Source organism: Rhodococcus sp. AH-ZY2 (genome assembly GCF_030916465.1).
GTDB lineage: Bacteria > Actinomycetota > Actinomycetes > Mycobacteriales > Mycobacteriaceae > Rhodococcus > Rhodococcus ruber.
Genome location: NZ_CP126458.1, coordinates 2,247,362 through 2,261,490, shown reverse-complemented (window position 1 = coordinate 2,261,490; position 14,129 = coordinate 2,247,362). Strand labels below are relative to the sequence as shown.

The 14,129-nt window shown below is 73.7% G+C and carries 13 protein-coding genes; 9 read left to right on the top strand and 4 right to left on the bottom strand.

The annotated features are described in order from the left end of the window. Positions 1 to 184: 184 nt before the first annotated feature. The 6 genes from QNA09_RS11540 to QNA09_RS11515 all read left to right on the top strand — a co-directional run bounded on the left by QNA09_RS11540 (position 185) and on the right by QNA09_RS11515 (position 5,727). Positions 185 to 550 carry a chorismate mutase gene (locus QNA09_RS11540; protein ID WP_010596421.1) on the top strand — a complete coding sequence of 122 codons (366 nt, stop codon included), beginning with the start codon at positions 185 to 187 and terminating at the stop codon, positions 548 to 550. A gap of 8 nt (positions 551 to 558) precedes the next feature. Next, entirely contained in the window at positions 559 to 2,658 is a 2,100-nt protein-coding gene (gene pabB, locus QNA09_RS11535) for an aminodeoxychorismate synthase component I (protein WP_017682077.1), read from the top strand. After that, positions 2,655 to 3,563: a prephenate dehydrogenase dimerization domain-containing protein gene (locus QNA09_RS11530; protein WP_010596423.1), complete on the top strand. Its 909-nt coding sequence runs from the start codon at positions 2,655 to 2,657 to the stop codon at positions 3,561 to 3,563. Before pabB ends, QNA09_RS11530 begins: the two co-directional genes overlap by 4 nt. After that, positions 3,550 to 4,530 (top strand): diiron oxygenase, encoded by a 981-nt coding sequence (locus QNA09_RS11525; protein ID WP_017682076.1) that lies wholly within the window; start codon positions 3,550 to 3,552, stop codon positions 4,528 to 4,530. Before QNA09_RS11530 ends, QNA09_RS11525 begins: the two co-directional genes overlap by 14 nt. Before the next feature lie 109 nt (positions 4,531 to 4,639). Further along, on the top strand, positions 4,640 to 5,146 hold the full coding sequence (locus QNA09_RS11520) for a hypothetical protein (protein WP_234420188.1): 507 nt from the start codon (positions 4,640 to 4,642) through the stop codon (positions 5,144 to 5,146). 155 nt (positions 5,147 to 5,301) lie between these two features. Continuing rightward, complete coding sequence (locus QNA09_RS11515; RefSeq protein WP_010596426.1) at positions 5,302 to 5,727, top strand: Hsp20/alpha crystallin family protein; 426 nt, start codon at positions 5,302 to 5,304, stop codon at positions 5,725 to 5,727. A 57-nt stretch (positions 5,728 to 5,784) separates the two neighbouring features. Here the strand turns inward: QNA09_RS11515 and QNA09_RS11510 are convergent, their stop codons facing one another. Genes QNA09_RS11510 through QNA09_RS11495 form a run of 4 tightly spaced genes read right to left on the bottom strand, consistent with a single transcriptional unit; the run spans position 5,785 to position 10,328 of the window. Further along, the gene (locus tag QNA09_RS11510; RefSeq protein ID WP_017682073.1) at positions 5,785 to 6,564 is read right to left on the bottom strand and encodes a polyprenol monophosphomannose synthase; all 780 of its coding nucleotides are present in this window, start codon (positions 6,562 to 6,564) and stop codon (positions 5,785 to 5,787) included. Positions 6,565 to 6,599: 35 nt separating this feature from the next. Further along, positions 6,600 to 8,177: an apolipoprotein N-acyltransferase gene (gene lnt, locus QNA09_RS11505; protein ID WP_203010721.1), complete on the bottom strand. Its 1,578-nt coding sequence runs from the start codon at positions 8,175 to 8,177 to the stop codon at positions 6,600 to 6,602. After that, the gene (locus tag QNA09_RS11500; RefSeq protein ID WP_203010720.1) at positions 8,174 to 9,784 is read right to left on the bottom strand and encodes an amidohydrolase; all 1,611 of its coding nucleotides are present in this window, start codon (positions 9,782 to 9,784) and stop codon (positions 8,174 to 8,176) included. The genes lnt and QNA09_RS11500 overlap by 4 nt, the downstream gene beginning before the upstream one ends. Before the next feature lie 19 nt (positions 9,785 to 9,803). Next, positions 9,804 to 10,328 carry an FxsA family protein gene (locus QNA09_RS11495; RefSeq protein WP_010596430.1) on the bottom strand — a complete coding sequence of 175 codons (525 nt, stop codon included), beginning with the start codon at positions 10,326 to 10,328 and terminating at the stop codon, positions 9,804 to 9,806. A 99-nt stretch (positions 10,329 to 10,427) separates the two neighbouring features. Between QNA09_RS11495 and QNA09_RS11490 the strand changes: the two genes are divergently transcribed. From QNA09_RS11490 to QNA09_RS11480, 3 genes are read left to right on the top strand one after another with little or no spacing between them, the layout of a single operon-like run. Beyond that, positions 10,428 to 11,195 carry a TSUP family transporter gene (locus QNA09_RS11490; protein WP_010596431.1) on the top strand — a complete coding sequence of 256 codons (768 nt, stop codon included), beginning with the start codon at positions 10,428 to 10,430 and terminating at the stop codon, positions 11,193 to 11,195. A gap of 37 nt (positions 11,196 to 11,232) precedes the next feature. After that, positions 11,233 to 12,744: a TldD/PmbA family protein gene (locus tag QNA09_RS11485; protein ID WP_203010719.1), complete on the top strand. Its 1,512-nt coding sequence runs from the start codon at positions 11,233 to 11,235 to the stop codon at positions 12,742 to 12,744. Further along, positions 12,741 to 14,108, top strand: a complete 1,368-nt coding sequence (locus tag QNA09_RS11480) for a metallopeptidase TldD-related protein (protein WP_203010718.1) — start codon at positions 12,741 to 12,743, stop codon at positions 14,106 to 14,108. Before QNA09_RS11485 ends, QNA09_RS11480 begins: the two co-directional genes overlap by 4 nt. Positions 14,109 to 14,129: the final 21 nt, after the last annotated feature.

Here is a 14,129-nt window from a genome sequence, read left to right as displayed (position 1 = left end):
GTGCGTGTCCTGCCGGGTCGGCCGTGTTGCGCGCACGGCACAAATGGATCAAACGCCGACAGCGGCTCCGCGCGCGTGTCATCATGATCGAACACCGGCCGGATTCTCGGACCGGCGACCTCGGACGACGCGAAACGGAATGACCCACTGGGGTTTCGGGCCGCGGTACAGGGGGCGAGAAGCGATGGACAACAGCAACGACCACCGGGCGGACGCCACCGCCGAATCCGCACCGGACGACCTGCTCGACGGGCTGCGCACCGAACTCGACCGGGTCGACGCCCGGCTCCTCGATACCGTTCGGGACCGGCTGCGCATCTGTGCCCGCATCGCGCACCTGAAACAGCGGCACGCGATCCCGATGCTGCAACCGGGCCGGATGCAGGTCGTGCATGCCCGCGCCGAGTCCTACGCGCACCGCAACGACATGTCGCCGGAATTCCTGCACTCGTTGTACGCGCTGCTCATCGCGGAGGCGTGCCGGGTCGAGGACCTCATCATCGACGGTCCCGGCGCGGCGCCCGCCCAACTGCGCGAGACCCGGACCTGAGACCGGTCATGGCCGCCCCGCCGCCCGCCGGTTCGATCCGCACCCTGCTGATCGACAACTACGACTCGTTCACCTACAACCTCTACAGTCTGCTGGCCGAGGTCAACGGTGTCCCGCCCACGGTCGTCAGCAACGACACCCCGTGGGAGTCCCTGGATCTGGACCGGTTCGACAACATCGTCGTCTCCCCCGGGCCGGGCCGCCCCGACCGGGCCCGCGACTTCGGGATCAGCTCGCACGCCCTGCTCGACTCCGGTCTGCCCGTGCTCGGGGTGTGCCTCGGTCATCAGGGCCTGTGCAACCTGTTGGGCAGCGAGGTGGTGCGGGCACCGCAGCCGGTGCACGGCCGGCTGTCACGGATCCGGCACGCCGGCACCGGGCTGTTCGCCGGCATTCCCTCCCCGTTCGAGGCGGTGCGCTACCACTCGCTGGTCGTCGACCGGGTGCCCGACGACCTCGAGGCCGTCGCCTGGACCGAGGACGGACTCCTGATGGGGGTCGCCCACCGGACCCGGCCGCTGTGGGGGGTGCAGTTCCACCCCGAGTCGATCTGCACCGAGTACGGCCGCGAGCTGCTGGCGAACTTCCGCGACGCGACCCCCGCCCGGCCGCACCCACCCGAGCCGGTCCCGCCGCCCGCGCCGCCCGCGCCGCCCCCGGCGCTGGTCCTCGAAAGCCGCCGGATCGACCACCACCCCGACCCGCAGCGGGTGTTCGAGACGTTGTTCGCCGACGGTCCGCACAGCTTCTGGCTGGACGGCAGCGCCGCCACCGAACCGAACTCGCGGTTCTCCATCCTCGGGGACGGGTCGGGTCCGCGCGCCGAGTTCGTCACCTACAGCGTCGCCGAGACCCTGGTGCGCGAACAGCGCACCGGGCAGCCGGTGGCCGAGTTCCACACCACCTTCTTCGACCACATCGACCGCCGCCTCGCCGAGCGCACGGTCGCCCGGCGCGGCGACCTGCCGTTCGCGTTCGCGCTGGGCTACGTGGGCTACCTGGGGTACGAGCTCAAGGCCGACACCGGCGGGCAGCTCGTGCACACCTCCCCCATCGCGGACGCGGCGATGGTCTTCGCCGACCGCGCCGTGGTCCTCGACCACGAGACACGCTGCTGCTACCTGCTGGCGCTGAGCGAGCGGGCCGGGGAGCCCGCCACGACCGCGTGGTTCGACGCGACCGCTGCCGTGCTCGGGTCCCTGGCCGAATCCGCCGCGGCACCGGTCGCGGCCCCGCTGGTGCGGGCGGAGCAGGATCCGCGGGTGCGGTTGCGGCACGAGCCGCAGCGCTACCTCGAGCTGATCGCCCAGTCGATCGCCGAGATCCGCAGCGGCGAGACGTACGAGGTGTGCCTGACCAACGCGGCGACCGTGGACCGCAGCGTCGATCCCCTGCGCACCTACGAGACGCTGCGCGAACTGAGCCCGACCCCGTACAGTGCCCTGCTGCGGTTCCCCGAGGTGTCGGTGCTCAGTGCCTCGCCGGAGCGGTTCCTGCGGATCGGCCCGGACGGGGTGGTCGAGTCCAAGCCGATCAAGGGCACCCGGCCGCGCGGCACCACCGAGGACGCGGACCGGGCGTTGCGGCAGAGCCTGCTCGACAGCGAGAAGGACCGGTCGGAGAATCTGATGATCGTCGACCTGGTGCGCAACGACCTGTCTCGGGTGTGCGTGCCCGGTTCGGTGCACGTGCCGAAGCTGTTCGACGTCGAGACGTACGCGGCGGTGCACCAGCTGGTCTCCACGGTGCGGGGGACGTTGCGCCCGGATGCGACCGCGGTGGACTGCGTGCGGGCCGCCTTCCCGGGGGGATCGATGACCGGGGCGCCGAAGCTGCGCACCATGGAGATCATCGACAAGCTCGAGGACGGCCCCCGCGGCGTGTACTCGGGTGCGCTGGGATACCTGTCCCCGACGGGAGCGGCGGACCTGTCGATCGTCATCCGCACCATGGTCGCCACCGAACACGAGGTGGGCTTCGGCATCGGCGGCGCCATCGTCGCGTTGTCGGACCCGGCGGACGAACTCGAGGAGACGATGGTCAAGGCGGTGGCGATGCGCCGCACCCTGTCGGTGAACGAACCCTCCGAGGACGGTTCCCGCGCGTGAGCGACACGACCGGCCTCGTCGTCGTCGCCGGGGGTGCCGGCGCGGTCGGCCGGATGCTCGGTGAGGCGCTGCGCCGCGACGGCGCCGATGTGCTGGTGGTCGACCCGGCCGCCGGCGACGATCCGGGCGCGCTGCGCGACGATGTCACCGTCCCCACGGCGGCCGTGCGGGACGCGGTGCGGTGCGCCTCGATGCTGGTGCTGGCCGTGCCCGAGGCCACGGCGCTGGCGGCCGCCGCCCGGCTCGGTCCGCTGCTGTCGCCGGACGCGGTGCTGGTGGAGACCCTGTCGGTGAAGTCGGCGTGGGCGCAGGCGGGACGCGGGCGGGGGTGGTCCGCGCAGTGTGTCGGGCTGAACCCGATGTTCGCGCCGGCGCTGGGCATGGCGGGACGACCGGTGGCGGTGGTCGAGCACCGGCCCGGCCCGGCCGTCGACGCGCTGCTCGCGGCGCTCGACCGGTGGGGCGCGCGGGTGGTGCGGATGACGGCGGACGACCACGACCGGGTCGCGGCGGCCACCCAGGCGGCCACGCACGCGGCGGTTCTGGCGTTCGGGCTGGCGCTGGGACGGCTCGGCGTCCCCCCGTCGGTGGCGGCGGCGACCGCCCCGCCCCCGCACGTGCTGCTGCGGGCGCTGCTGGCGCGGATCGCCGGCGGCGCCCCCGAGGTGTATCTCGACGTGCAGGCCGGCAACCCGCACGCGGCGGCGGCCCGGTCGGCGCTGCGGGCCTCCCTCGACGAGCTCGAGGCGGTGGTCGAGACCGGATCGGTGGCCGGGTTCGCGGACCTGCTGGGCCGGGCCGCAACGCCGCTGGGCGCGGACACCGGCCGGTATCGTGAGCTGTGTGCGGAACTGTTCGCGGAACTGACGCACGAGGAAACGGAGAGCCGTCATGGCCGAGCCTGATCTGCCCGCCGCGCAGGGTCCGCTGCTCGTACCCGCGCTGCCCGACCACGATCCGCACGACGTCGTCGAGAGCGCCGTGGTGCGGGGACTGGCCCGGTCGTGGGGGCGGCGCGCCACGGTCAAGAAGAGCGAACCGGATCTGGACGAGCTGTTCGATCCGGGCCGGCTGGATTTCCCGGACGAGCTCGTGCCGTTCCACACCCATCCCGCGTACCGCGCCCTGGACGAGGGGCGCCGGGCCCGGCTGCGGGGCTGGGGCTGGATTGCGTACAACAAGAATGTCATGGACATCGAGCAGTACGTGGTCAACCCCGGTTTCGCGCTGATCACGACGGACTTCTTCGGGGTCGGGCCGTCGGACACCGTGACCGCGGGGGTGCTGCAGGCGATGGTCGACGAGCAGTACCACACGCTCATGCACCTGAACGCGAGCGCGGTGATCCGCCGCCGCCGTGGCTGGCACATGCCCGAGTCGGTGCTGCCGCCGTGCCGGACCGTGCGCGAGCACCGGGCCGCGGTGGCGGCGGCGCCCGATCCGCGGGGGCAGGCGCTGATCCGGTTGGCATTCACCACCGTCGCCGAGACCTCCATCAGCGCGTTCCTCGCTCTGATGACCGAGGACGCGGAGCTGCAGCCGGTCAATCGCACGACGGTGGCGCTGCACCGGCGGGACGAACTCAGTCACGCCTCCCTCGCCGCGGAGCTGCTGAAGATGGTGTTCACCGAGCTCGGGCCCGGCGACCGGGCGCAGCTGCTCGCGGCCCTGGCGGCGGGAATCGAGGCGTTCACCGGCTCGGATCTGGGCACCTGGGCGGCGATCGTGGACGCGGAGCGCGTTCCGGGTGGGCGGGCGATGCTCGCGGACGTGGCCGCGACACCCCCGCGGCGGGTGGTGCAGGACTGCAGCGCGATCCGCCGGTTGTGCACCGAACTGGGCGTCGTGGACGAGCTGCCCGTCACCTGGTAGAACGATCGAATCCGAACGAACGACACGATCGTTCGAGCGGTGTCCGGTTCGTGACCCGGCGCCGTTCCTCGAACGTTCGTGCGGGGGTTCGTCCTGGTAGTCTGCGGTGGTGAGCGACGCCTCCTCGGCGCCCGGCACGCCGATCGGGGCCACCCCCGCGACGGGCGGCCGCCGCAAGCAGTACGCCAACAGCGCCGAACGTGCGCGCGCCTGGCGCGAACGCCAGCGCCGGACCGCCACCCCGTCCCCACCCGCAGCGACCTCCGACCCGCCCCGGTCGGCGTCCTCTTCGCCGCCGGAGCGTGCGGGTACCCGCCTCGGCGCCGCCCCGGACCCGCCCCGGGCGGCCGGCACCGGGGCGGTGGACCTCGAGGCGACCCGGCTGCGCACCGAACGCGACGAGGCGCTGCGCTCGGCTGCCGAGGCCTGGCAGCGGGTGGCCGAACTCGAGGCCGATCTCGCGATGGTGCGCGCCGAACTGGCCGACGAGCGGGCCACCCAGCTACGCGAGGCGCGGATCCACATCGCCGAGCTGCGGATGCAGGTGGCGGAACTGCGGCGCGAACGCGGCCGCCCGGACCGGATCCCGACTGACGAACGTTCGCCGAACGCGTAGGCCCGAGTCCGAACGATCGTTTGGAGGGCTACCGGGGGTGCGAACGTTCGGATCTCGGGGGTCGGGACTTCCGGCCCTGTCGGGCGCGTCCCGCACGGAGTCGAATGGACACGGACCGACCTTCCGCCGATCCGTTTCCCAGGAGAGGAGCAGACATGTCCACTGTGCCAGCGCGCCGTTCCCGTTCGGTGTTCCCGGACCTGTCCGAGTTCTTCGACGCCTTCCCCTTCACCGGTCTACGTCCCGCTCTCGGCGGCAACCTCATCCGGGTCGAGGACCGTGTCGAGAACGGCCGGTACGTCGTGCGGGCCGAGCTGCCCGGCCTCGACCCGGAGAAGGACATCGACGTCGCGATCAACGCCGGGCAGCTCGAGATCACGGCCGAACGGACCGAGGAGAAATCCGAGGGGGGACGCTCGGAGTTCCACTACGGCTCGTTCCGGCGTTCGGTGGCCCTGCCACCGGGTGCGAAGGACGACGACGTCGAGGCGTCCTACGCCAAGGGCATCCTCACCGTCTCGATCGCTCTGGCCGAGCAGCAGCAGGCCGGGAAGAAGATCGAGGTCAAGAACGCCGAATGAGCCCCGCCGCCCGGATGGGGGTGACCGGTCCTCGACCGGCCCCCAGCCCGGCGGCGCTCAGCGGCGCAGCAGGCCGCGCAGTTTCGTCCACCGGTTGCGCACGCCCCACACGGTGACCTTGATCAGCGCCTCCTGCACGATGCTGCCGCTCATCTTCGATTCGCCGATGATCCGCTCGGTGAAGGTGATCGGCACCTCGGCGACCGTGAACCCGGCCTGCACCGCCCGCCAGGCGAGGTCGACCTGGAAGCAGTAGCCGTGCGAGGCGACCGCGGCGAGATCGAGGTGCTCGAGCACCTCGCGCCGGTAGGCGCGGTAGCCGCCGGTGATGTCGTGGATCCGCACCCCCAGCGCGAGCCGCGAGTAGATGTTGCCGCCGCGGGAGAGCACCTCCCGATGCCACGGCCAGTTCACCACCGCACCGCCGGGCACGTACCGCGAGCCGAGCACCAGGTCGGCGCCCGCGTCGATCCTCTCGAGCAGCAGGTGCAGCTGCTCGGGGGCGTGGCTGCCGTCGGCGTCCATCTCCACCAGCACGGTGTAACCGCGCTCGAGTCCCCACCGGAAACCGGCGATGTACGCGGCCCCGAGACCGTTCTTCTCGGTGCGGTGCATCACGTGGATGCGGTTCTCGCTCGCCGCGGCGAGACGATCGGCGACGTCGCCGGTGCCGTCCGGGCTGCCGTCGTCGACGATCAGCACGTGTGTGTGCGGCAGCGCGGCGTGCAACCGGCCGACGATCAGGCCGATGTTGTCACGTTCGTTGTACGTCGGGATGATCACCAGGGTCCGGGCGCTCGGCGCGCTGTCGTTCCCGGCCGGCGTCGCCGCTGCCATCGAAGGTCCTTCCTGTCGCACCGGCCGGCGGCCGGTCATCTCGCGGTGCCGGCTGCGGCCGGCACGGTGGTGCTCCGCCCGCGTGTGCGCACCAGCGCCACGCCGACGGCGGCGACGGCCCCGACGCAGAGCACGAGCTCCGGGATCGGTCCGAGCCGAGTAGCCAGCGTAGCCGTCGCGCGCAGCGGCACCTGCGCCACCAGTACCTCGGGCACGAACAGGGCGCTGCGCGTGGTGACCGTGCCGTCGGCCGCGACCACGGCGCTGACCCCGCTCGTGGCGGCCACCACCACGGCCCGGCCGTGCTCGACGGCCCGCACCCGGGACATCGCCAGCTGCTGGTAGGTCATCTCCGTGTCGCCGAACGTCGCGTTGTTGGTGGGCACGGCCAGCAGGTGCGCGCCGGCGCGCACCGAGTCCCGCAGTGCCCGGTCGAACGCCACCTCGTAGCAGGTGGCCACCCCGATCGGGATGCCCGCGGCGTGGACGGTGCCGTCGCCGCTGCCCGGCACGAAGTGCCCGGCCCGGTCGGCGTAGTCGGAGAACAGCCGGAAGAACGAGCGGTACGGCAGGTACTCGCCGAACGGCTGGATGATGCGCTTGTCGTGCCGCTCCCCGGGCCCGGTCGCCGGATCCCACACGATCACCGAGTTGGTCGTGGTGCCGTCCCCGTTTACCAGCACGGCACCCACCAGGATCGGGGCGCCGACCGCGGCCGCCGCGGCGCCGATGTCGGCGGCGGCGTCGCGGTTGCGCAACGGGTCGATATCGGAGGCGTTCTCCGGCCAGATCACCACGTCCGGGCGCGGCGCGGTGCCGCCCCGGACCCGGTCGGCCAGCTCGAGGGTGCGCGCCACGTGGTTGTTCAGCACGGCCTTGCGCTGGGCGTTGAAGTCCAGACCCAGCCGCGGCACGCTGCCCTGGATCGCGGCGACCGTCACGGTGCGCTCACCCGCCTCGGGGGCGGGCAGCGCCGGCCAGGTCGCCAGGGCGAGCAGCGGTGCGGCGACGGTCGTCGCCGCGGCCCGCAGCAGCGGCGACCGCTCCCGGTGCCCGCGGGTGTAGCGCAACCCGGCCCGCGCGCACGCCCACAGCCCCGTGCCGGTCAGCGCCACCGCGAACGACACCAGCGGCGCACCGCCGACCGCGGCGAGAGCGACCAGCGGCCCGTCCGGCTGACCGAACGCGAGCCGGCCCCAGGGGAACCCGCCGAAGGGCACGCTCGCCCGCAGGTACTCGGTCAGGCTCCAGCCGGCCGCGATCCACACCGGTGCCCCCGGCAGGGCCCGCACCTGCACCGCGACCACCCCGAACAGGCCGACGAACACCGCCTCGGCGGCGGCGAGCGCCAGCCACGGCACCGGGCCGACGTACTCCCCGACCCACGGCAGCAGCGGCACGAAAAATCCCAGGCCGGCGAGGTAGCCGTAGCCGAAACCGCCGCGGCGGCGCAGCGTCCGCGCCCCCAGCACCGCGGTGAGCAGGGCGATGCCCAGCGGCGCGAGCAACCACAGCGGACGCGGCGGGAAACTCGCGAACAACAGCAGCCCCGCCGTGACGGCGGCGAGGCTGCGGACCACCACCGGCCGGGCGGCGGCGCGCGACCCGATCACCGGGCGTACACGACGCGGCCGCGGTGCACGCTGCGCAGCAGCACCGGATCGGGCGTGCCCGGCTCGAGATCCGGCAGCGGCGCCACCCGCGACCGCGGGTCGGTGGACCAGCGCTGCACACTGTCCTTCGGCGCGCTGACCACGAGCTCGTCCGCGTCCCAGACCGCGTACGACGCGGGCGCCCCGGGGTCGAGGGTGCCGGCGATCCCGTCCCGCACCCCGCCGGCGCGCCACGCCCCACGGGTGGCGGCGGCGAACGCGGCGCGGGGGGAGATCCCGCTGCCCGGGGTGCGGTGGTGCACGGCGGCGCGCAGCATCGGCCACGGCCGGGCCGCGGTGACCGGCGCGTCCGAGCCGAACGCGAGGGACATGCCGGTCGCGGCGAGCGGCGCGAACGGGTTGAGGCCGGCGGCGCGGTCGGCGCCGAGGCGGGTGGCGTACAGCCCGCCCGGTCCGCCCCACAGCGCGTCGAAGCTCGGTTGCATGCTGGCGATCACGCCCCAGCCGCCGAGCCGCTCGCCCTGCGCGGCGGTGACCATCTCGAGGTGTTCGAGCCGGTGTCCGCGGGCCGCGACGGCCGGGCCGCCGAGGTCGGCGACGACCGCGGCGAATGCCTGCACCGCGGCGTCGACGGCGGCGTCGCCGATGACGTGGAAGCCGGCCTGGATGCCGGCTTCGGTGCAGGCCCGCAGGTGCGCGGTCATCTGTTCGACGGTGAGGTAGGCGGTGCCGCAACAGTCGGGGCGGTCGGTGTACGGCGCGGCGAGCCACGCGGTGTGGGAGCCGAGGGCGCCGTCGACGAACAGGTCGCCCCCGAGGGCGTGCCCGCCGGTGGCGGTGAGCAGCGCCCGGGCCTGCTCGGCGGTGGTGACGGCCTCCCCCCAGTAGCCGCGGACCTGCACCCCGTGGTCGGTGGCGAGCAGTTCGGCGAAGTCGTCGCGGCCGGCGATGTCCGGGCCGCCGCATTCGTGCACGGCGACGATGCCGTGTGCCGCGTAGTCGTCGAGGGCGGCGGCGCGGGCCCGGGCGCGTTCGGTGGGGGTGAGCAGGGCGCGGGCGGCGGCGCGGACACCGTGGTGCGCGGCCGCGGTCAGCGGGCGCTGCGGGTGGTAGCCGTCGAGTCCGGCGAGGTCGGCGGCGGCGCGCAGCGCGGTGGAGGCCGCCGCGGAGTGGGCGTCGACGCGGGTGAGGTAGACGGCGCGGCCGGGGGCGGCGGCGTCGAGGTCGTCGGTGGTGGGGGCGGTGGGGTCCAGCCAGCGGGTCTCGTCCCACCCGTGCCCCCACACGACGGCGCCTGCGTGCCGGGCGGCATGGTCGCGCACCTGGTGCAGCGCCTCCTCGCGGGACCGCGTGTCGGACAGGTCGAGACCGGTCAGGGCCAGGCCGTGCGCGGTGACGTGCACGTGGGTGTCGACGAAGGCGGGTGCGACGAACGCCCCGTCGAGGTCGACGATCTCGGCGTCCGGGTGCAGGGCGCGGCCGGGCCGGTCCTCCCCCACCCACACGACCTGCCCGTCGGTGACGGCCATCGAGGTGGCGTCGGGGGCGCTGGCGCTGTAGATGCGGCCGCCGACGAGGAGCTGAGTGTGCGGTGCGGGGGACTTCACGGCTACCCAGTGTGCCCCGTTACGGCAGGTGCGGACGGTGCGGGGGGTCGACGATCTCGCCCTCGAGCACGGTCCCGGCTCCGGAGGCGGGGGTGTCGAGGCGGGCCGGGCCGACCACGGTGTGCTCGACGACCTCGCCGTCGACGATGACGACGCGTTCCCCGCGGAAGGTGCCGCCCCGGGCGGCGGAGGCGGCGACCCGGCGGGCGGCCAGCGCCCGCACGAGCGGGCGCAGCAGCGCGCGGGTCGGGGGCAGCAGCAGCAGAATTCCCGCGGCGCTGGTCACCGGTCCGGGTACGAGCACGAGCCCGGCACCGGCGCCGACCAGTGCGCCGTCGGTCAGGGCCCGGTCCGCGCCGGCGGCGCTGCGGACCCGGCCCAGATTCTGCAGGGCACGGCGGCCCTGCGCGGCGAGCACCAGGTAACCGAGGACGCTCACCCCGAGGAACACCAGGATCGTCGTGCCGATGCCCAGGGTGGACCCGAGCCACGCCAGCACCCCGATCTCGACGACGACGTAGGCCAGGAACAGCAGCGCGATCATGGGGTGATCCTTCCAGCTGCCGGGAACGGTGCGGCGGTCATATCCGCTCAACGAGCGGCGCCGCGGTTTTGCTCCCGGCCGCTGTGATCGAATGGCCGCGTGGGTGCGGGCGACTGGGCGGTTCTGATGGTGGCGGCGACCGCCGCCGGGTGGGTCGACGCCGTCGTCGGTGGGGGCGGGCTGATCCTGTTGCCGGCGCTGTTCGTCGTCGCCCCGCAGCTGACACCGGCGGCCGCGCTGGCGACGAACAAGCTCACCGCCCTCTGCGGCACCGGCGCGGCGGTGGTGACCTTCGCGCGGCGGATCCGGCTGCAGTGGCCGGTCCTGGCTCCGGCGGCGGTCCTGGCCGCGGTCGCGGCGGCGGCGGGTGCGGCGACGGTCTCGCGGATCGACAAGGACCTGTTCGTTCCGATGGTGATGGTGGTGCTGGTGGCGGTCGCGGTGTTCGTGACGCTGCGGCCGCAGGTCGGCACGACCCTGGCGCACGAACCGCCGACGATGCGGCGCACGGTCCTGGTGGTGCTGACCGCGGCCGCGGTGATCGGCTTCTACGACGGCCTGCTCGGCCCGGGCACCGGCACGTTCCTGATCATCACGTTCGCGACGCTGCTCGGCACCGAATTCGTGCGGTCGGCGGCGATGGCGAAGGTGATCAACCTCGGGTCCAATGTCGGGGCGCTGGTGTATTTCGCGGCGGCCGGGTACGTGTGGTGGTCGCTGGGGCTGGCACTGGCGGTGTGCAATATCGCGGGCGCGGTCGTCGGGTCGCGGACCGCGCTGCGCCGCGGCGCGGGGTTCGTGCGGGCGGTGCTGCTGATCGTGGTGCTGGTGATGGTGGTGCGTCTGGGCTGGCAGCAGTTCGGGTGAGCCGACGCGCCGGGTGCGACCCAGTACGGTGGTGCCCGTGAGCACCGTCGACGCCGACTTCCTCGCCCTGCCGTTGCGGACGCTCGCGGACGCGGCGCTGTCCGCCGCCCGCGCCGCCGGTGCCTCCCACGCGGATCTGCGGGTGCACCGTCTGCACAGCCAGTCGCTGAGCCTGCGGGACGGCGCCGTGCAGGCCGCCGTCGACAGCATCGACACCGGGCTGGCCGTGCGGGTGGTGGTCGACGGCACCTGGGGGTTCGCCTCGCACGCCGAGCTGAGCCCGGCCGTCGCGGCGGCCACGGCGCGGCAGGCGATCGAGGTGGCCCGGACGTTGCGGGCGCTGAACCGGGACCGGGTCGAGCTCGCCGACGAGCCGGTCTACCCGGACGCGGTGTGGGTCTCGCCGTACGAGGTCGACCCGTTCACGGTGCCCACGGCGCAGAAGGTGGCGCGGCTGGCGGAGTTCTCCCGGCACCTGCTCGCCGCCGACGAGGTCGATCATGTGACGGCGCACTGTGGGCAGGTCAAGGAGCAGACGTTCTACGCGGACCTGGCCGGCTCGACGATCACCCAGCAGCGGGTGCGGGTGGCCCCGCAGCTCGAGGCGACCGCCGTGGACCGGCGCACCGGCGAGTTCGAGACGATGCGCACCCTGGCCCCGCCGGTGGGGCGGGGCTGGGAGTATGCGGCCGGCGACGCGCACTGGGACTGGAGTGCGGAGCTGGCGCAGATCCCCGGGTGGCTGGCGGAGAAGGCGTCGGCCCCCAGTGTGCAGGCGGGGCCGACGGACCTGGTGATCGACCCCACCAACCTGTGGTTGACGGTGCACGAATCGATCGGGCACGCAACGGAGTACGATCGGGCCATCGGGTACGAGGCGGCCTACGCGGGCACCTCGTTCGCCACCCCGGACGGGCTCGGCACGCTGCGCTACGGCACCGAGGTGATGCAGGTGACGGCGGACCGCACCGTCGCGCACGGGCTCGCCAGCGTCGGCTGGGACGACGACGGGGTCGCCGCCCAGTCCTGGGACCTGGTGCGGGACGGGATACTGGTCGGCTACCAGCTCGACCGGGTGTTCGCGCCGCGGCTGGGGCTGCCGCGTTCGAACGGCTGCTCGTACGCCGACTCGGCGCATCACGTGCCGATCCAGCGGATGGCGAACGTGTCGCTGCAGCCGGACCCGGCGGCCGACACCACCACCGCCGAGCTCATCGCCCGCGTCGACGACGGGCTCTACGTCGTCGGCGACAAGTCCTGGTCGATCGACATGCAACGCTACAACTTCCAGTTCACCGGGCAGCGGTTCTACCGGATCCGGGGTGGCACGCTCGCCGGGCAGGTGCGCGATGTGGCCTACCAGGCCACCACGACCGACTTCTGGGGCTCGCTCGAGGCGGTGGGCGGGCCGTCGACGTGGCAACTCGGCGGCGCCGTGAACTGCGGCAAGGCCCAGCCCGGGCAGGTCGCGCCGGTCAGCCACGGCTGCCCGTCGGCGCTGCTGCGGTCGGTGAACGTCCTCAACACCCGCGCGGAGGGCCGGCGATGATCGAGGCGCAGGAACAGCTCGAGCGGGCGTTGCGCTGCTCGACCGCCGACGAGACGATCGTGCTGGTCACCGACACCGGCGAGGCGTCGCTGCGGTGGGCCGGCAACTCGATGACCACCAACGGGATCTCTCGTTCCCGCAGCTGGACGGTGATCGCGGTCCTGCGCGGCGACACCACTCGCGTCGGGGTGGTGACGTCGAGCAGCGTCGACCCGGCCGACATCGCCCCGACCGTGCGGGCGGCGGGGGCGGCGGCCGCGGCGGCGGCCCCCGCCGAGGACGCGGTGCCGCTCGTCGGCGGGGAGGGCGAGCCCGGCGACTGGGCCGACGCCGCGGCCGGGACCGACATCACGGTGTTCGGGCGGCTCGTCGACGATCTCGCCGCCGGATTCGACGGTGCCGATCAGCTCTACGGCTTCGCCCACCACCGGATCTCGACGACCTGGCTGGGCACCTCGAGCGGGGTGCGACGCCGGTTCAGCGCGCCGGAGGGATCGGTGGAGATCAACGGCAAACGGGGCGGGCTGAACGGGGCCAGCGCGTGGGCCGGGGCCGGCACCCGCGACTTCACCGACGTCGACACCCCCGCCCTGCTGACGGAACTGTCGCGGCGGCTGGACTGGGCGCGCCGCACCGTCGAGCTGCCGGCCGGGCGTTACGAGACGCTGCTGCCGCCGTCGGCGGTGGCGGACCTGATGATCTACCTGATGTGGTCGATGGAGGGCCGCGGCGCCGAGGAAGGGCACACCGCGCTGTCGCGGCCCGGCGGCACCCGCGTCGGCGAACGGCTCACCGCGCTGCCGTTGACGCTGTTCTCCGATCCCGCCGCCCCCGGCCTGGAATGCGCGCCGTTCGTCACGGCCACCGCGTCGTCGAACTCGGTGTCGGTGTTCGACAACGGCATGGACCTCGGGCGGGTCGACTGGGTGCGGGCGGGGACGGTGCACGCGCTGGCGTACCCGCGGGCCGCCGCCGCCGAGTTCGGGGCGCCGGCCGCCGCGCCCGGGGAGAACCTGCTCCTGACCGGCGGCGGCACGGCCGGCGTGGACGAGATGGTGGCCCGCACCGAGCGGGGACTGCTGCTGACGACCCTGTGGTACATCCGGGAGGTCGACCCGGCGACGTTGCTGCTGACCGGACTGACCCGCGACGGCGTGTATCTGGTCGAGGACGGTGCGGTGACGGCGGAGGTGAACAACTTCCGGTTCAACGAGAGCCCGCTGGATCTGCTGCGGCGCACCACCGAGGCCGGTGGCACGCAGCGCACCCTGCCGCGGGAATGGAAGGACTGGTTCACCCGCACCGCGATGCCGCCGCTGCGGATCCCCGACTTCCACATGTCGTCGGTCAGCCGCGCCCGCTGATCCCGCGGCGACGCCCGTGTG

Excerpts from the sequence above, each read along its gene's own strand:
- QNA09_RS11540 (WP_010596421.1), top strand. The coding sequence starts at position 185 with ATGGACAACAGCAACGACCACCGGGCGGACGCCACCGCCGAATCCGCA.
- QNA09_RS11510 (WP_017682073.1), bottom strand. The coding sequence starts at position 6,564 with ATGGCAGCGGCGACGCCGGCCGGGAACGACAGCGCGCCGAGCGCCCGG.
- QNA09_RS11515 (WP_010596426.1), top strand. The coding sequence starts at position 5,302 with ATGTCCACTGTGCCAGCGCGCCGTTCCCGTTCGGTGTTCCCGGACCTG.
- pabB (WP_017682077.1), top strand. The coding sequence starts at position 559 with ATGGCCGCCCCGCCGCCCGCCGGTTCGATCCGCACCCTGCTGATCGAC.
- QNA09_RS11495 (WP_010596430.1), bottom strand. The coding sequence starts at position 10,328 with ATGATCGCGCTGCTGTTCCTGGCCTACGTCGTCGTCGAGATCGGGGTG.
- QNA09_RS11525 (WP_017682076.1), top strand. The coding sequence starts at position 3,550 with ATGGCCGAGCCTGATCTGCCCGCCGCGCAGGGTCCGCTGCTCGTACCC.
- QNA09_RS11480 (WP_203010718.1), top strand. The coding sequence starts at position 12,741 with ATGATCGAGGCGCAGGAACAGCTCGAGCGGGCGTTGCGCTGCTCGACC.